This is a genomic window from Erwinia psychrophila (assembly GCF_039023475.1).
Lineage (GTDB): Bacteria > Pseudomonadota > Gammaproteobacteria > Enterobacterales > Enterobacteriaceae > Erwinia.
Window position 1 is genome coordinate 925,031 of record NZ_JBCHVB010000001.1, and the last position, 15,865, is coordinate 940,895.

Annotated in this window: 15 protein-coding genes; 8 read left to right on the forward strand and 7 right to left on the reverse strand. The window is 53.7% G+C overall.

All coding sequences use genetic code 11. The annotated features are described in order from the left end of the window. The first annotated feature begins 45 nt into the window (after positions 1 to 45). Together AAH446_RS04315 and AAH446_RS04320 are read left to right on the forward strand one after the other, a co-directional pair. Positions 46 to 687, forward strand: coding sequence for a YccT family protein (locus AAH446_RS04315; RefSeq protein ID WP_342905464.1), 642 nt, complete (start codon positions 46 to 48; stop codon positions 685 to 687). A gap of 70 nt (positions 688 to 757) precedes the next feature. Then, positions 758 to 1,216, forward strand: a complete 459-nt coding sequence (locus AAH446_RS04320; RefSeq protein ID WP_342905465.1) for a methylglyoxal synthase — start codon at positions 758 to 760, stop codon at positions 1,214 to 1,216. 34 nt (positions 1,217 to 1,250) lie between these two features. Here AAH446_RS04320 and helD read toward each other — a convergent pair whose 3' ends face one another. Further along, on the reverse strand, positions 1,251 to 3,305 hold the full coding sequence (gene helD / locus AAH446_RS04325) for a DNA helicase IV (protein WP_342905466.1): 2,055 nt from the start codon (positions 3,303 to 3,305) through the stop codon (positions 1,251 to 1,253). A 133-nt stretch (positions 3,306 to 3,438) separates the two neighbouring features. On the opposite strand from helD, the gene AAH446_RS04330 reads away from it, so the two are divergent. Both AAH446_RS04330 and yccS read left to right on the forward strand, forming a co-directional pair. Next, entirely contained in the window at positions 3,439 to 3,885 is a 447-nt protein-coding gene (locus tag AAH446_RS04330) for a YccF domain-containing protein (protein WP_342905467.1), read from the forward strand. Between the two features lie 8 nt (positions 3,886 to 3,893). After that, entirely contained in the window at positions 3,894 to 6,044 is a 2,151-nt protein-coding gene (yccS, locus tag AAH446_RS04335; protein ID WP_463322767.1) for a YccS family putative transporter, read from the forward strand. Here the strand turns inward: yccS and AAH446_RS04340 are convergent. After that, on the reverse strand, positions 6,041 to 6,661 hold the full coding sequence (locus AAH446_RS04340) for a TfoX/Sxy family DNA transformation protein (RefSeq protein ID WP_342905468.1): 621 nt from the start codon (positions 6,659 to 6,661) through the stop codon (positions 6,041 to 6,043). The genes yccS and AAH446_RS04340 overlap by 4 nt on opposite strands. A 213-nt stretch (positions 6,662 to 6,874) precedes the next feature. Between AAH446_RS04340 and sulA the strand changes: the two genes are divergently transcribed. Both sulA and ompA read left to right on the forward strand, forming a co-directional pair. After that, positions 6,875 to 7,384, forward strand: a complete 510-nt coding sequence (gene sulA / locus AAH446_RS04345; RefSeq protein ID WP_342905469.1) for an SOS-induced cell division inhibitor SulA — start codon at positions 6,875 to 6,877, stop codon at positions 7,382 to 7,384. 347 nt (positions 7,385 to 7,731) lie between these two features. Further along, the gene (gene ompA, locus AAH446_RS04350) at positions 7,732 to 8,802 is read left to right on the forward strand and encodes a porin OmpA (protein ID WP_342905470.1); all 1,071 of its coding nucleotides are present in this window, start codon (positions 7,732 to 7,734) and stop codon (positions 8,800 to 8,802) included. 90 nt (positions 8,803 to 8,892) lie between these two features. Here ompA and matP read toward each other — a convergent pair whose 3' ends face one another. Further along, complete coding sequence (gene matP / locus AAH446_RS04355) at positions 8,893 to 9,354, reverse strand: macrodomain Ter protein MatP (RefSeq protein WP_342905471.1); 462 nt, start codon at positions 9,352 to 9,354, stop codon at positions 8,893 to 8,895. A 185-nt stretch (positions 9,355 to 9,539) separates the two neighbouring features. Between matP and AAH446_RS04360 the strand changes: the two genes are divergently transcribed. Together AAH446_RS04360 and fabA are read left to right on the forward strand one after the other, a co-directional pair. Beyond that, positions 9,540 to 11,291, forward strand: a complete 1,752-nt coding sequence (locus AAH446_RS04360; protein WP_342905472.1) for a Lon protease family protein — start codon at positions 9,540 to 9,542, stop codon at positions 11,289 to 11,291. A 68-nt stretch (positions 11,292 to 11,359) separates the two neighbouring features. Then, positions 11,360 to 11,878, forward strand: coding sequence for a bifunctional 3-hydroxydecanoyl-ACP dehydratase/trans-2-decenoyl-ACP isomerase (gene fabA, locus AAH446_RS04365; protein WP_338562673.1), 519 nt, complete (start codon positions 11,360 to 11,362; stop codon positions 11,876 to 11,878). 61 nt (positions 11,879 to 11,939) lie between these two features. On the opposite strand, the gene rmf is transcribed toward fabA, so the two are convergent. The 4 genes from rmf to pqiA all read right to left on the reverse strand — a co-directional run bounded on the left by rmf (position 11,940) and on the right by pqiA (position 15,853). Further along, the gene (gene rmf, locus AAH446_RS04370) at positions 11,940 to 12,107 is read right to left on the reverse strand and encodes a ribosome modulation factor (protein WP_071995449.1); all 168 of its coding nucleotides are present in this window, start codon (positions 12,105 to 12,107) and stop codon (positions 11,940 to 11,942) included. A 281-nt stretch (positions 12,108 to 12,388) separates the two neighbouring features. Further along, positions 12,389 to 12,958 (reverse strand): membrane integrity-associated transporter subunit PqiC, encoded by a 570-nt coding sequence (gene pqiC, locus AAH446_RS04375; RefSeq protein ID WP_342905473.1) that lies wholly within the window; start codon positions 12,956 to 12,958, stop codon positions 12,389 to 12,391. Then, entirely contained in the window at positions 12,958 to 14,598 is a 1,641-nt protein-coding gene (gene pqiB / locus AAH446_RS04380) for an intermembrane transport protein PqiB (RefSeq protein ID WP_342905474.1), read from the reverse strand. The genes pqiC and pqiB overlap by 1 nt, the downstream gene beginning before the upstream one ends. Continuing rightward, positions 14,585 to 15,853: a membrane integrity-associated transporter subunit PqiA gene (gene pqiA / locus AAH446_RS04385; protein ID WP_342905475.1), complete on the reverse strand. Its 1,269-nt coding sequence runs from the start codon at positions 15,851 to 15,853 to the stop codon at positions 14,585 to 14,587. Before pqiA ends, pqiB begins: the two co-directional genes overlap by 14 nt. Positions 15,854 to 15,865 lie beyond the last annotated feature (12 nt).

The window sequence follows — 15,865 nt, forward strand, 5'->3', positions numbered from 1 at the left end:
TTGATACATTAGGATTTTTCGCGTTCCTGCGCATCTGGAGAAATAATGAAGCTGCGTCTGGTTATCACAGGATTGATCGCGTTGCTGGCTGCGGCCACCGCCCAGGCTACCACACTGAAACTTGCCCCTGACATCGATTTGCTGGTCCTTGATGGCCGGAAAATTTCCGGTTCTTTGCTGAAGGGCGCTGAAGGTCTTGAACTTGAGCGCGGACAGCATCAGCTCCTGTTTCGCGTGGAAAAAAACCTGCATAAACACGGCCATCCCGCCACGGCCTGGATTTCCACGCCGCTGATCGTGACGTTTACCGCTCAGGCAAAATCGATCACTATCAGATATCCCTCTTTCACCACGCTACAGCAGGGTAAAGCCTTCAACAAAAAACCCGATTTTCAGCTGGTTGATGAGAAAGGGGTTACTGTAGATAGTCAGCAGGATCGCCTGCTAAGCATCCGTAGCGAAAACTATGAACAGGCGATGGCGATCTATAACCTGAAGGGCAACGCTGCCTCTGTGCCGCGCTTTGCACAGCCTCACACCAGCAGTTCGCCCGTTAACGACAGTCCGCCCAATCTGGTCAGCGATCGTCACCCTACAGGGCGGATATTGCAGCTCTGGTATCAGCAGGTCGATGCCGCCACCCGTCAGCGTTTCGGAACGCTGATGCAGGCGCTGCGTATCAGTTGATGTCGGTGGGTACTCCGCCTAAAATCGTAGCGCACCTCTCCCCTCTTTGACGTCAACTCAGGAAGCCGGAATGGATCAAACTACCCGTAAGATTCAGGAAAAGAAACATATCGCGCTGGTCGCGCACGATCACTGCAAAACATCGCTGATGCAGTGGGTCGATACCCATAAAGAGATTCTGAAAGCGCATACGCTATACGCCACCGGTACGACCGGAAACCTGATCCAGCGTGCGACCGGCCTGCCGGTCACGGCGATGCTGAGCGGCCCAATGGGCGGCGATCAGCAGGTTGGGGCCATGATTGCAGAAGCCAGAATTGACGTACTGTTCTTCTTCTGGGATCCGCTTAATGCGGTGCCTCACGATCCTGACGTCAAAGCGCTCCTGCGCCTGGCGACCGTATGGAATATCCCCGTCGCCACTAATCGCTCAACCGCCGATTTTATTATTCACTCTCCGCTGTTTTCGCAGCAGACTGAGATTACGATCCCTGATTACCAGCGTTATCTTCAGCAGCGTCTGAAGTAATTCCTTCTGATGAGCATGCAGGCCTGCGGGCTCATCAGGGTTTACGCAACAGAGGGACACCCATCTGCCTGAACTCCTCCACAAAGGGCGAAGGATTTTCTTTATCAAACAGGAGCCAGACTTGCTGTTTCGCCCGGGTGATCGCGACGTAGGCCAGCCTGCGCTCCTCCGCATCCGGGAAATCTTCCGGCTGAGGCAGGAGCGCCTCCTCCATTACCGATTCTCTGGCGGCAGCCGGAAAACCTTCCTTTCCCGCCTGCAGGCCCAGCAGCAGAACAAAATCAGCCTGCTGCCCTTTGCTGGCGTGAATAGTGGTGAATTCCACGTTGAGCTTTGGCCAGCGCGTTTTCGCCTTATCAAGCACCCCGGGCCGCAGGTAATGATAGCGGGCGAGAATCAATATCCGCTCCTCCGGCATGGCATATCCACTGATTTTATTGAGTAAGGCTTCCAGCTGCGCTTCCGGCAGAAGGGAGATCGCTTTTTTATTTCCTTTGCTCAGGCTGTTCAGCGGTTTCTTTAACTGGTGTGGGTTACGCTGAACAAACTGATTCGCGATTTCACCGATTCGCTCATTAAACCGGTAGGTGGTATCCAGCACCTCGCGGTCGCCCTCGCCAAAGTGGTGATGGAAAGCGGTGGTCAGCGTCATCTCCGCCCCGCTGAAGCGATAAATTGCCTGCCAGTCGTCACCGACCGCAAACAGGGCAGTTTGTTTATTCTGTCTTCTCAGGGCGGCCAGAAGCGCGGCTCTCTGCGGAGAGATATCCTGAAATTCATCAACCAGGATATGTTTCCATGGGGTAATAAAACGCCCTTTGTCGAGAATATTTACCGCCTGGTGGATCAGCCCGGAGAAATCCACCGCGCCCTCTTCTTTCAGTGCCGTTTTCCAGGCTTTCATCAGCGGCGCCATCAGCTTCACGCGTTTTGCGAAAAGATCGCGGCAGTTTTCAGGCGCGGAGGCGATCATCTCCGCCTGAGTGCCGCCATGCATCCGCATCAGCCCAAGCCAGCGCTCCAGACGCGCTGCCAGCCTTTTTGCCAGCCGGTCATCCTTCCAGTAGCTTCCTTCTTCAAGCGTCCATGCCAGCTCATCCTGAAGCCACTGTCGCCAGCCGTTAGCCTGGGCCTTTTTCCCTTCGCACTGCTCCCGCCAGGCATCAATAAGCAGTTGATGCCGTTGTACCGTATCGGACTCCAGCTTGCTTATCGCCGGGGCTTTATTGCTTCCCTGCTGAATAATTTTTAGCGCAAGAGCATGGAAGGTACTGGCCTGAATTCTTTCTCCGTTCAGCCGCTCACGGATGCGGTCGTTCATCTCTTCCGCAGCCTGACGGCCAAATGCCAGCAGCAGGATTTGTTCCGCCGTGGCCTGCTTGCGCATCATCAGCCATCCCGCTCTGGCCACCAGCACTGACGTTTTTCCACTGCCCGCGCCAGCCAGCACCAGCAGCGCATCTTCGCCGTTAACGACCGCTTTCGCCTGCGAGGCATTCAGGGGGGAGGTTTCTATGCCGCTGAAAAAATCCGCATGTTGCACCAGCATTTTGTCTGTCCACTGCGCGTTATGCTGCTGACGCTGCTCGTCGCTGTTTTCCAGCCAGCGAAGGCAGGTTTGATAAGACTCACGGCAGTTATCGAATTCGTTCAGCCGTTCAAGAGGCAGCGGGAGTGACGCAAAGGCGTTCTGAATCAGGGTGCGAAAACCTGCCATATCAGCGCGTCTAAGCCATTTGTCCTGATGTCCGGAAGCGTTAAGCCTGACGACCTGTTCATCCAGCACCTGGGCCGATACAAGGCTCATTTCTTCACTCCAGCGCTGCCATGCCTGATGAAGATAATGATAAAAGCGCTGCGTCTCTTGCCACTCAGTGCCGTGCAGCCGGACAACTTTCTCCTCTGGCAGAGAGAACTCAAGCTCGCCCCAGACCAGGCCGCGCTTACACCGGATAGCTAAAAGTTGATTAAACGGAATAAGGTACTCATGCTTTTCACCACTAACCTCAACGCCAGCGGCCAGTAGCCGCACCCGGTTGTAGGGATGTTGTGCCAGATGTTTACCCAGCGACGTTGATTTCAGTTCCATGATCTTACCCTGGCTGCCGTAGTCTTCTACAGGCTGTAGTTTACCTGGCAGGAGTGTACCGCTCCAGAGTTAAAACACGGTACAATCAACCGATTGACTTATACTTTTCCGCATACCAGAAGGATTTCGATTAATGCGTACGGTTCTGAACATTCTCAACTTTGTCCTGGGCGGATTTCTGACCACCTTCAGCTGGCTAATCGCCACGCTCGCCAGCATTGTTTTTATCTTTACGCTACCGCTGACGCGATCCTGCTGGGAGATAACCCGCCTGTCGCTGCTGCCCTACGGTAATGAAGCCGTACATGTTGATATGCTCAACCCCGATAAAAAAAGCGTCATCATGAATTCCGGCGGAACAGTGCTGAATCTGTTCTGGCTGATTTTCTTTGGCTGGTGGCTTTGCCTGATGCACATAATGACCGGTATCGCTCAGTGTATTACGCTGATTGGTATCCCGGTGGGCATTGCGAACTTCAAAATTGCCGCCATTGCACTCTGGCCAGTCGGACGCCGTGTCGTTTCTGTTGAAGTGGCTAAGGCCGCTCGTGAAGCGAACGCCCGTAGCCGCTTTAACTGAGTACCCTAATGTTAAAAATGCTTACGCCGGATCTCCGGCGCTACGCTTATAACAGCGCCCTCCTTTATAACCTGCGTATTTTTATTGCGCTGGCGGGTACGGCTGGTGTTCCCTGGTGGCTTGATCAGATCGCCTGGACCATTCCCCTGACGCTTGGCGTGGTCGCAGCGGCGCTGGCTGACCTTGACGATCGCCTGAGCGGGAGATTGCGTAATCTGTTTATAACGCTCCTCTGTTTCTGCATCGCGTCGGTTTCCGTGGAGCTGCTTTCACCCATGCCCTGGCTGTTTACCCTTGGGCTGGCACTGTCAACATGGGGATTTATTCTGCTGGGGGCGCTGGGGCAGCGCTATGCGACGATAGCGTTTGGTGCGCTCCTCATCGCTATCTATACGCTACTGGGGCTGGGGCTTTTTCAGCAGTGGTATCTTCAGCCTGCCCTGCTGCTGGCTGGTGCAATCTGGTACAACTTGCTGACGCTGGCGGGGCATATTCTCTTCCCCGTCCGTCCGCTTCAGGTCAATATTGCCCGCTGTTTTGAGGGGCTTGCCGCCTACCTGGATGCAAAAGCAGGCCTGTTCGATCCCGATATGGAAGATAACGATAATGCGTCGCTGATCGATGTAGCCATGACCAACAGTCAGCTTGTCGCCACGCTCAATCAGGCGAAAATTTCTATCCAGTCCCGCCTGAAAGGCGATCGAGGCCAGCGAGGCACGCGCCGTACGCTGCACTATTACTTTGTGGCTCAGGATATCCATGAGCGCGCAAGCTCCTCCCATGCCCGGTATCAGGTACTACGCCAGGAATATCGCTACAGCGATATCCTGTTCCGCTTCCAGCGGCTGCTGACCTTACAGGCCAGAGCCTGCCGTCAGCTCGCAAACTGCATCCTGATGCGGGAAATTTATCAGCATGATGCCAGGTTCGAACGCGCTTTCCAGCATCTGAACGCCGCTCTCGAAAAACTCAGCCAGGCACAGCCTGAAAGTCCCGATCTTAAGGCAATGCATTATCTGCTCAGCAATCTCAAAGCGATTGATGCGCAGCTGGCAACGATAGAATCTGAACAAGGCCTGGCGGATAGTGATGACGAGCGTAATCGCACTCTCTCCAGCGAGGGGCTGACCGGCTGGGCGGATATCCGGTTACGCATTATCGGACACCTGACGCCCGAATCCCCCCTGTTTCGTCACGCCGTCCGCATGTCACTCCTGCTCTGCACCGGCTATGCCTTTATTCAGATCACCGGACTTGAGCACGGCTACTGGATTTTGCTCACCAGCCTTTTTGTCTGCCAGCCTAATTATAATGCGACCAAACGCCGCCTGGCGCTGCGGATAGCCGGAACGGTTGCCGGCATCATCCTGGGCCTGCCGCTGCTCTGGCTGGTCCCCTCGGTTGAGGGACAGCTGATCCTGATTGTGGTCACTGGCGTACTGTTTTTTGCCTTCCGTCAGTCTCAGTATGCTCACGCCACCATGTTTATCACCCTGCTGGTCCTGTTCTGTTTTAATCTGCTGGGTGAAGGTTTCGAAGTGGCCGTGCCGCGTATCATCGATACGCTGCTGGGATGCGGAATCGCCTGGCTGGCAGTGGCGTTCATCTGGCCGGACTGGCGTTTTCGCCGCCTGTCTGCGGTGGCGAAGCGCACGCTTAACGCCAACTGCCGCTATCTCGATGCGATACTGGTGCAATACCATCAGGGCAAAGACAACCGGCTCGACTATCGTATCGCCAGGCGCGATGCCCACAACAGCGATGCGGAACTCGCCTCGGTCGTCTCCAACATCTCTGCTGAAAAAAATGCGGGTGTGGGACTGCGCGAGAAGGCGTTCCGGCTTCTCTGCCTGAATCACTCTTTTCTCAGCTACATTTCAGCGCTTGGCGCGCACCGCGAACAACTTTCCCGCCCAGCCATGTTGCAGCTGATGGATGATGCTGTCTGTTATGTCGACGATCTTCTCCATGCCGACAGCGTAAGTGAGCAAAAAGCGGAACAACGGCTGGCCAATATCGCTGAACGCATTGCAGTGATGGAAGCCGACCCGGCAACAAAAGAGCCGCTGGTGCTCCAGCAGGTCGGCTTGCTGGTGGGCCTGCTTCCGGAACTTGCCCTGCTGAAAAAACAAGTTTCAGCCAATAACCACGCCGCTTAGTCTGCAAGCTGGGAAGGCTGAGTTGCCGCCGTGTTGTACCAGCGGCGTAACTCATCCTTAACGCTTTCAGGTAATGCTTGCTGATGGCGGCCAAGGATGGCACCTTCCAGCGCGAAAAGGACATTAATACTGAGGTTCTTATTACTCTGCCGTAGCAGGAGCCAGCACGCTCTTGCCCCCTGCTCTTTCAGCTTATCCACGCTTTCTATACCGGCCCGTCTGAGCTGCAGCTCAAGCCGCATGGAAAGGTTGGGTAAATCTTTCAGGCGTCGGTTATTCTGATGATGATGCCGCTGGCGTTGCGCGCCCGCCAGACAGAGCTGGGACAGTGCTATCAGCTGTTCGGGTTGCTGCCATAACGTTTCGTCCACGCGGTAGTAGTCCATCTCCACCGGAATGCCTCGCTTGTTGAAATGAAGCATCGCCATCTGACGCTGAATAAAATAGGGCTTAACCTGTTCACATGCCCGTAAGTAGAGTTCCCCCTCCGCAACCAGGGCAAACACCACTTTTTCGACAGACAAGCTGTACCCGCCAAACTGGCTCCGGCTGCTTATCTCCCCCAGCGCGTTAAGATACTGCTTGGCTCGTTCAATTTTCCGCTTTGAGTCACGCATTGCTTTCTCCCTTTTTTAGGCCCGTACGCCGCATACTTCCGTTTCTGTGGTTGCTGCGAAAATAGGCATTAACCGTTACGCGTTCAATGAATAAATGACGTTGCGGTCGTTTACATTGTATTTTTGCGAAGCGTTTTCAGGAAAATAAGGTTGATCTTTAGCCTACCTCCATATACTGTACATCCATACAGTAACGCAGCGAGCGAAGCCATAATGCATACCCCTTCACTGAAACCTTCTTCTGTTTACCGCCGCTTTCGTCAGGCCTCCCATAGCGCCGCGACCCAGTGCGCGCCAGCGGCCGGACTTATCAGCGAACTGATCTATCGCGAGGATCAGCCTGGTTTAACGCAAATGCTGCTTCTGCCGCTGCTGCAACAGTTAGGAACGCAGTCGCGCTGGCAGCTGTGGCTGACGCCTCAGCAGAAACTGAGCCGTAGCTGGCTGGTGGCATCGGGCTTGCCGCTGGATAAAGTGATGCAGGTACATCAGTCAGGCGCAATTACCTGCGTCGAAGCGATGATAAAAGCCTTACAAACCGGTAATTACAGTGTCGTTTTGGGATGGTTGCCTGAAGAAATTTCAGAAGAAGATCGCCGCAACCTGGAAAAAGCGGCTTCGCGCGGCCAGGCCCTGGGGTTAATTATGCGCCCCGACCGGGTCAAAATTGCCTCCTCCAGACCCTGCCATGAGCTAAAAATTCATTCTAGTTTGTATCATTAAGTAAAAATGGGAATTTTCTCACGAGGGATTTCTTTCGGAACTGTGATAAGCCTCTGATTCTACTATGACGCGCTGAGACAATGGGTTAGCGATGTTTTTGAACTTCCGTTAACAGTTATATCTCGTTTAGAAATATGAAAATGTGTGTATGAACGGCTGTTTTTTTATCCTCTCGCCTCACATCATACTTGTAAGTTTGCTGGTACGTTGTAGACTTTACGTCGCCAGGGTGCTCAATATTCACCGTTTTTTGGATGAGTCACAGTGAGCTTCATAACCCGGCGAAGGATTAAATCAAAGAGCTAATGAAAGCTCATTGCCTATTTGGATGATAACGAGGCGCAAAAATGAAAAAGACAGCTATCGCAATTGCAGTGGCACTGGCTGGCTTCGCTACCGTAGCGCAGGCCGCCCCTAAAGATGACACCTGGTATACCGGTGCTAAACTGGGCTGGTCTCAGTACCATGACACGGGTTACTACGGTAATGGTTACACTAACAACGACGGCCCAACTCACGAAAGTCAGCTCGGCGCTGGTGCTTTTGTTGGTTATCAGGCTAACCAGTATCTGGGTTTTGAACTGGGTTATGACTGGCTGGGTCGTATGCCTAACAAAGGCAACGAAGTTAACGGCGCATTCAAAGCGCAGGGCGTTCAGCTGGCCGCTAAACTGAGCTACCCTGTCATGGACGATCTGGACGTGTACACGCGTCTGGGCGGCATGGTATGGCGTGCAGACTCCACTCAGCAGGTTACTGCTACCGGCAACCGCATCAGCGACCACGACACCGGCGTTTCTCCGCTGGCAGCCGTTGGTGTTGAATACGCGCTGACCAAAAACTGGGCAACTCGTCTGGACTACCAGTGGGTTAACAACATCGGTGATGCAAACACCGTTGGTACGCGTCCAGATAACGGCATGCTGAGCCTGGGTGTTTCCTACCGCTTTGGTCAGGACGACATGGCTCCAGCCCCTGCGCCAGCGCCAGCGCCAGCTCCAGTTGTTGAAACCAAGCGTTTCACCCTGAAGTCTGACGTACTGTTCACCTTCAACAAGGCTTCCCTGAAGTCTGAAGGCCAGCAGGCTCTGGACCAGCTGTACACCCAGCTGAGCTCAATGGATCCTAAAGACGGTTCCGTTGTTGTTCTGGGTTACACCGACCGTATCGGTTCCGAGCAGTACAACCAGAAGCTGTCTGAAAAACGCGCTCAGTCTGTTGTAGACTACCTCGTTTCTAAAGGCATCCCTGCTGACAAGATCTCTGCACGCGGTATGGGCGAATCTGACCCAGTTACCGGCAACACCTGTGACAGCGTGAAAGGCCGTAATGCCCTGATCGAATGTCTGGCACCGGATCGTCGCGTAGAAATCGAAGTTAAAGGCATCAAAGACGTTGTAACTCAGCCACAGGGCTAAGTTTCCTTTGATGAAAAAACCCCGCCCTGGCGGGGTTTTCTTTTTTCTGGACTGCTGTCAGGCAGCGAAGCAAAGTTTCACGGTTTCCCGTTATTCTGCTTCCGGTTTACCTAATATCGCCTGCAAATCTTCCCGCAGAGAAGACATCTGAGTGGCGTATTTCTCTTTGCGCTCCGCATCTTCAATCAGTTGAACCACCGTTTCAGAAAGAGTGCAGTTACGCCGCTGCGCCAGTCCCGCCAGCCTTTGCCAGACGAGATATTCAAGGTCGATCGATTTTTTACGCGTGTGCTGATGCTCAGCGTTGAAATGTCTTTTACGACGGGCCCGGATCGTCTGCTTCATCCGGTTTTCCAGCGCTGGATTAATATGCTTACCTATCCAGGAAAGCACATTTGCCGGATTATTTTCCATTGCGAGTAGCTCACTAACGGCCGCCTGCGCCGCGCTGTATTCCAGATAGCAGGTGATCGATTCTCCCTCCCGGTGTTTTTTCACCAGGTATTTCCATTTCCAACCGCTCTCAAGGTTTTCCAGCTGCTGATATTTCATCGGAATCTCATGCTGACTTCATAACGGCCTTAGAATAACAGCTTTTTTTAGCCCTGCGGCAGAGAAAACGGGGCGAATATCGCAATCCCTGCCTGAACATCAGGCGAAGTGCACGTCTGCGGTGCTTAAAAGACTGAATTATTGTATAATGCCGCTTTTATTCATTTCAGAAAAATACGATAACTTTGACCAACAACAGACTTGAATGGCATGCCCTACAGCCCGTTACCGACGGATTACAGCCCCCGAACGCACAGGCGCCTGATGCCGATATCAGCTGTTTTGCGGCTGTGCAATCGCGTCTGTATAACGGTCTGACTCTCCTGCTGCAAACGCCGGCTAAACGCCCCCTGATGCTGATAAAAATGCCTGAAAATGTAGAATATCAGGCTCTACTTCAGGATGTGATGGTTGAGCTTAACGACGAGGAAGAAGCCGTATTGACCGGCGGGGCTTACGATTTCAGCGGCACCGCCGTGGATTTACAACCCGCAACGTCAGAACAGGATAATTTTGCCAGCACGGGTGGTATCCATCGCGCGGACTGGATAGAGAACGAACAGCTGTTCGGCTGCGTACGCCTCTGGAAAGAAAACCTCGTACTGGAACCCGGCCTTGTTCATAAGGCTAATGGCGGTACGCTTATTCTTTCCCTGCGCGCACTGCTGGCACAACCACTACTCTGGCTACGGCTGAAGCAGATCCTTACTACCCAGCGATTTGACTGGCACTCTCCTGACGAGACGCGGCCTTTACCCGTCACTATTCCTTCATTACCCATGAAGTTCCGCCTGATCCTGACCGGTGAGCGCGATGCACTTGCTGATTTCCAGGAGATGGAGCCGGAGCTTGCCGAACAGGCGCTCTATTCCGAATTTGAAGAAAATATTCAAATCATCGATCGGGAAGCGCTCGGGCTGTGGATGCAGTGGGTACTGAAGGTTGCGGCCAGCGAAAATGCCGGCCCCATCGACGGGGATTTCTGGCCAGTGCTGATCCGCGAAGCAGTGCGCTATACCGGCGATCAGGATACTTTACCACTCTGCCCTGCCTGGCTTACCCGCCAGCTTCAGGACGCGGCGCTACACGGCGACGGCACACTGAGCGGGGAGAGCCTGGGCACGGCGCTGGAAACCCGTGAATGGCGCGAAGGTTTTCTGGCCGAACGCGTGCGTGATGAAATTCTGCTGGACCAGATTCTGATTGAAACTGAAGGCGAAATGGTCGGTCAGGTCAATGCACTCTCCGTGATCGAGTTCCCTGGCCATCCCCGCGCTTTCGGTGAGCCTTCCCGCATCAGCTGTGTGGTGCATATTGGTGACGGCGAGTTCACTGACGTGGAGCGTAAGGCTGAACTGGGCGGCAATATTCATGCAAAAGGCATGATGATTATGCAGGCCTGGCTCATTGCTGAACTTGAGCTTGACCAGCAGCTGCCCTTCTCAGCCTCTATCGTCTTTGAGCAGTCCTATTCAGAAGTGGATGGCGACAGCGCTTCTTTAGCCGAACTGTGCGCGCTGATCAGTGCGCTTTCGGGGCAGCCGCTGACGCAGCAAATTGCCGTTACGGGCTCGGTCGATCAGTTTGGGCGGGTTCAGCCTGTCGGCGGCCTGAATGAAAAGATTGAGGGCTTTTTCCATATTTGTCAGCAACGTAGTCTGAATGGCAGTCAGGGCATAATTATGCCGGCGGCCAATGTACGGCACCTCTCTCTCCAGCAGGAAGTGGTGGACGCCGTGCGTGAAGGAAAGTTCCACATATGGGCGGTTAGCAGCGTCGAAGAAGCTCTGCCACTCCTGACAGGGGCAGAGTGGGATCGGGAAACCGGCCCTTGTTTGCTAAAATTAATACAGGAGCGCATTGCGCAAATCACTCAGCAGGATGCACGTCACCGACCGTGGCCGCTGCGCTGGCTGAACTGGTTTAACCAGAGCTGATCGGACTTGTTCAGCTTACACCTGTTCGCTAACCTTCGTGATTCACTAAAATAAGGCTTATTAACAACATGGTAGATAAACGCGAATCCTATACGAAAGAAGACCTCATCGCCTCGGGCCGTGGAGAACTGTTCGGCGCTGAAGGCCCACCGTTACCCTCCGGTAACATGCTGATGATGGACCGCGTGGTGAAAATGACCGAAGACGGCGGTAACTACGGAAAAGGCTTTGTTGAAGCCGAACTGGATATTAATCCGGATCTGTGGTTCTTTGGCTGTCATTTTATCGGCGATCCGGTCATGCCGGGCTGCCTGGGTCTGGATGCCATGTGGCAGCTGGTTGGCTTCTATCTTGGCTGGTTAGGCGCTGAAGGTAAGGGCCGTGCGCTGGGCGTGGGTGAAGTGAAATTCACCGGTCAGGTTCTGCCAACCGCGAAAAAAGTCTCTTACCGTATCCACTTCAAGCGCGTGATTAACCGCAAGCTGGTGATGGGCGTGGCAGATGGCGAAGTGCTGGTAGATGGTCACGTTATCTATACCGCAACGGATCTGAAAGTGGGCCTGTTTAAGGACACCACCGCTTTTTAAGCATCAGAAATGAAAAACCTCCGCTCAGGCGGAGGTTCTCCCTTCAGAATGAACAGTCAGATTACGTGGTAACCGTCCTGTCCTCCATGGCTTGTCGCCAACCTCCCAACCAGTGAGACTTCGCATCTATCATTTGATAGGGACACATCTCTTTAGAGCGCCCGGTAATACCGGCCTGATAACCTCTTGAATGTGCCCGTTCGAGCCGATCTCGTTTCTGTCTCTTCATCATGCCTGTAATCCCCTCTTCAGGTCAGGTGGAATCTGGTGGAAAGAAATCAGTGGTCACAGAATATGCGGCCACTCATCATATTTAGCGCTATCCGTTTTAAAAATCAACGCGCAAATTTCACGCCAATGTCATATTTCCACATCATTATGAGAGGCTTCTTAAGCTGTTAATAAAATCCTCCTGGACATAACGTGTTGTTTGAAAAACAAAAAAGCCTCTGTCTGCTCGCAGATAGTATTCTGCGGCAGACAGAGGCCCGGTAAGAAACTTAAATATAATTAATTGATGGTACGGATAACCTGCGCCATTGCACCGGCTTCCTGCTGCCATCCTTTCGCCAGCGTTCTCACTAACGCCCCATAGCCATCTTCACTTTGCGGGAGCGTCAGCGAAAATGGACGCTTAGTAATTTTACCGTCATGCTCAAGCACCCAGTCCCCCCCAATCACCACCTGCCCGTCATAACGACCGTGAAAATGGGTAACGTTAACATTTAGTTTATCCTGCTGCTCGCCAAGCGGCATTGAGGAAACCAGCCAGCCTGGCAGGGCTTCGCTCAGATTAGCCACCAGCGTCTGCTGGAGCTGCTGATCGAGCGGACTGGCCCAGAGATTATTAGCGGCAATCACATACTGTACGTCGCTGCTTTGGTATACCACGCCGTTTCCGGCGAGGTAGTCAGGCACTGAGACATGTTCCACCCATACAGCGGGCCGCAAGGTATCAGCACTATTGCTGGTTGCCGCCGCCGCATTGCTGGCGGACGGAAGCTGGTAATAGTGGGTCTCGATCGTACTGCTACAGCCGCTGACGATCAGCGCCAGCGCAACGGGGATCCATCTCATCATTATTTCGCCCTCTTCGGCTGTGGGTCCTTACCGGGTTCTGCTTCGAATATCAGTGCATTGCTCTTACTGTTCAGCGTTTTCAGTACCGGCTGAAGTTCGCGCATGACCTGATCCAGGCGCTGCATATCGCCAACCAATTTGGTATAGGCCGGAGAGCCCGGCTGAAAACCTTTCATGCTGCGATTCAGTTCACGAAGCGTTTGCTGCATATCCTGCGGCAAATCCTTCATCGACTGACTGCCGGTAATCTGGTTGATATTATCCAGCGTTTTCTGCAGTTCCCGCAGGGTTCGCTGGCTTTCTTTCAGCGTTCCCGTCGCCTGGTTCAGCATCGGGTTCAGCGGCAGATTATTAATTTTATCCAGCGCATCCATCAGTTTCTGCTGAATCTGCGCCAGCCCACCACTCGTGGTCGGGATAAGTTCAAAGCCAGCGAAGGATGACGGCCCGGTAAACGGTTTCGCACTGCTGTTAAAATCGAGATCGATATAGAGTGACCCGGTCAGCAGATTGGCTGATTTTAGCGAAGCGCGCAGCCCCGATTTAATACCGTCCTTAAGGTGCTGTTCGAAGTCGAAATCTTTGCCGAGCATACTCTGGAAACGGTCCGGCTCAATACGGATCAACACGGGGATGCGGTAGTCAGTATCAAGACGCTGGGTGATATCCCGGGTCTTAAACGGCACTTCCGCCACGGTGCCGAGACGGATACCGCGGAACTCAACCGGCGCTCCTGGCTGCAGGCCGCGAATGGAGTCATCAAAGAACATCAGGTAATCTTTGTGTACCGTGTAAAGCGAATCCTGGATGCTGCGCTGATCGTCAAAGAGCTTATATTCCGCTTTATTCTGCGCAACCTGCCCCAGCTCCCAGCCATCCGGTACGTCAAAACTGACGCCACCGCTAAACAGCGTGGTCAGCGATCCCATTTCCACACGCATGCCGGAAGCGGACATGTCGACAGCGATGCCGCTGTCTTTCCAGAAACGGACGTTGGTGGTAACCAGACGATCGTAAGGCGCACCGATAAACAGTTGATAGGTCATCATGCGCTTATCAGCGTCAAAATTACTGGTCTCAACGGACCCTACCCGGTAACTACGGAACAGAACTGGATCGCCAGGCGTCAGCTGTCCGGCTTTATTACTGTCGAGCGTGATGCGGATCCCTTTTGCATCAGGTGGCGCCAGCGGTGGCGAATCCAGCAGATCGTATCGCTCCTTCTCCTCACCTTTAGTACCAGGCTGAAGCTCGATATAAGGACCGGATAAAAGCGTTCCTAACCCGGTCACACCCTCGCGGCCAATCGCCGGCTTTACCACCCAAAAGGCGCTGTCGCCCTTAAGCAATTTCTCCATACCAGAATTAAGCCGGGCGGTGATCTCAACGTGGTGCAGATCGTCAGTCAGTACCGCACTTTCGACAACACCAACGTCCACGCTGCGGCTTTTGATGGCCGTTTTACCGCCTTCAATACCTTCGGCATTGGTGGTGATTAGCGTCACCTGCGGTCCCTGATGGCTGAAATGATAAAACAGGATCCATGCGCCGATAAGTACGGTAATGATGGGGATGATCCAGACGGTTGACCAGCGTCTTATTTTATCAACCCTGGCGACATCGTGATTATTTTCCTTCAATGCTTGGCTCCTTAAAACTTTTATCAGATTCACGATCCCATGTCAGGCGGGGGTCGAATGTCATGGCGGCGAACATGGTAAGGATCACCACCATCGCAAACAGCAACGCGCCCGCTGCGGGATAGATACTCATCAGTTGGCCCATGCGCACCAGCGCAGAAAGCACGGCGATGACAAAAACATCAATCATTGACCAGCGGCCTACAAATTCAACCACCTCGTAAATTTTATGCATCTTTTCACTGTCGTGGCGCCCCCGGCCGTTTGCATCCCAGCATAGCCAGCCTATCGCCAGCATTTTCAGCGAAGGTACCATGATACTGGCAATAAAAATGACCAGCGCCACCGGATAGGAACCATCGCTCCAGAGCAGGATGACGCCACTCATAATCGTGGATTGCATTTTATCGCCCAGCGATTCTGTCACCATTATCGGCATCAGATTCGCGGGAATATAGAGAATGAGAGAGGTGACCAACAGAGCCATTGTCCATTGCAGGCTGTGCCTGCGCCGGACATGCCCTGCCGTTCCGCACCGGGGACAGATAAACTGGTCGGCCGCCAGCACTGCCGTACAGCAGCGACAGGAGCGTAAACCCTGTCTGAGTCCGCTTACGCCGGGCTCCGGCGCGGCAGGGAGCGGTGGCACAGGCGCAATCTGCTGCCACAGCAAGCGTCTGTCGACACACTGAAAAGCGCGCAGATGCAGGAGACAGAACAGGCACCAGGGGATAAAGCTGGTGCCAGTGCCGATATCGCCATAGGCCATCAGCTTGACGAAGCTGACCAGCACGCCGGCCAGAAAAATTTCGGCCATCGCCCAGCTCTTTATCTGGAACAGCAGCCTTGCCAGGCCACGCTTCAGGGAGTGTGGCAACGGGGCATTGTTTAAAAGCAGCAGGAGAGAGACCATGCAGAACGCGGGCACGGCCTGAACAAAGACAATAAACAGCGTGGCGAGGCTGCTGTAATCCTCGGAAACCATCACCTCAGGAATACGCCAGAGGCTGATTTCACTCTTCAGGCCGGCAACATGCATAGTGACAAACGGAAAAAGATTCGCCAGAAGCAGCATAAACAGGGCTGCCAGCGCATAGCCAGTAGGCCGCTTGCGCGGCTCTACCCAGCGCGATTCCAGCGTGGTTTCGCAGCGCGGGCAGCTGGCTTTGCTGCCCGGCTTCAGTTCCGGCAACTGCGTCATCAGATCACACTGCGGGCAAAGCATCCATCTTTCAGCCTGGTGCGACGAACACATAGGTCACCTCTG

Excerpts from the sequence above, each read along its gene's own strand:
- AAH446_RS04315 (WP_342905464.1), top strand. The coding sequence starts at position 46 with ATGAAGCTGCGTCTGGTTATCACAGGATTGATCGCGTTGCTGGCTGCG.
- AAH446_RS04320 (WP_342905465.1), top strand. The coding sequence starts at position 758 with ATGGATCAAACTACCCGTAAGATTCAGGAAAAGAAACATATCGCGCTG.
- helD (WP_342905466.1), bottom strand. The coding sequence starts at position 3,305 with ATGGAACTGAAATCAACGTCGCTGGGTAAACATCTGGCACAACATCCC.
- AAH446_RS04330 (WP_342905467.1), top strand. The coding sequence starts at position 3,439 with ATGCGTACGGTTCTGAACATTCTCAACTTTGTCCTGGGCGGATTTCTG.
- yccS (WP_463322767.1), top strand. The coding sequence starts at position 3,894 with ATGTTAAAAATGCTTACGCCGGATCTCCGGCGCTACGCTTATAACAGC.
- AAH446_RS04340 (WP_342905468.1), bottom strand. The coding sequence starts at position 6,661 with ATGCGTGACTCAAAGCGGAAAATTGAACGAGCCAAGCAGTATCTTAAC.
- sulA (WP_342905469.1), top strand. The coding sequence starts at position 6,875 with ATGCATACCCCTTCACTGAAACCTTCTTCTGTTTACCGCCGCTTTCGT.
- ompA (WP_342905470.1), top strand. The coding sequence starts at position 7,732 with ATGAAAAAGACAGCTATCGCAATTGCAGTGGCACTGGCTGGCTTCGCT.
- matP (WP_342905471.1), bottom strand. The coding sequence starts at position 9,354 with ATGAAATATCAGCAGCTGGAAAACCTTGAGAGCGGTTGGAAATGGAAA.
- fabA (WP_338562673.1), top strand. The coding sequence starts at position 11,360 with ATGGTAGATAAACGCGAATCCTATACGAAAGAAGACCTCATCGCCTCG.
- rmf (WP_071995449.1), bottom strand. The coding sequence starts at position 12,107 with ATGAAGAGACAGAAACGAGATCGGCTCGAACGGGCACATTCAAGAGGT.
- pqiC (WP_342905473.1), bottom strand. The coding sequence starts at position 12,958 with ATGATGAGATGGATCCCCGTTGCGCTGGCGCTGATCGTCAGCGGCTGT.
- pqiA (WP_342905475.1), bottom strand. The coding sequence starts at position 15,853 with ATGTGTTCGTCGCACCAGGCTGAAAGATGGATGCTTTGCCCGCAGTGT.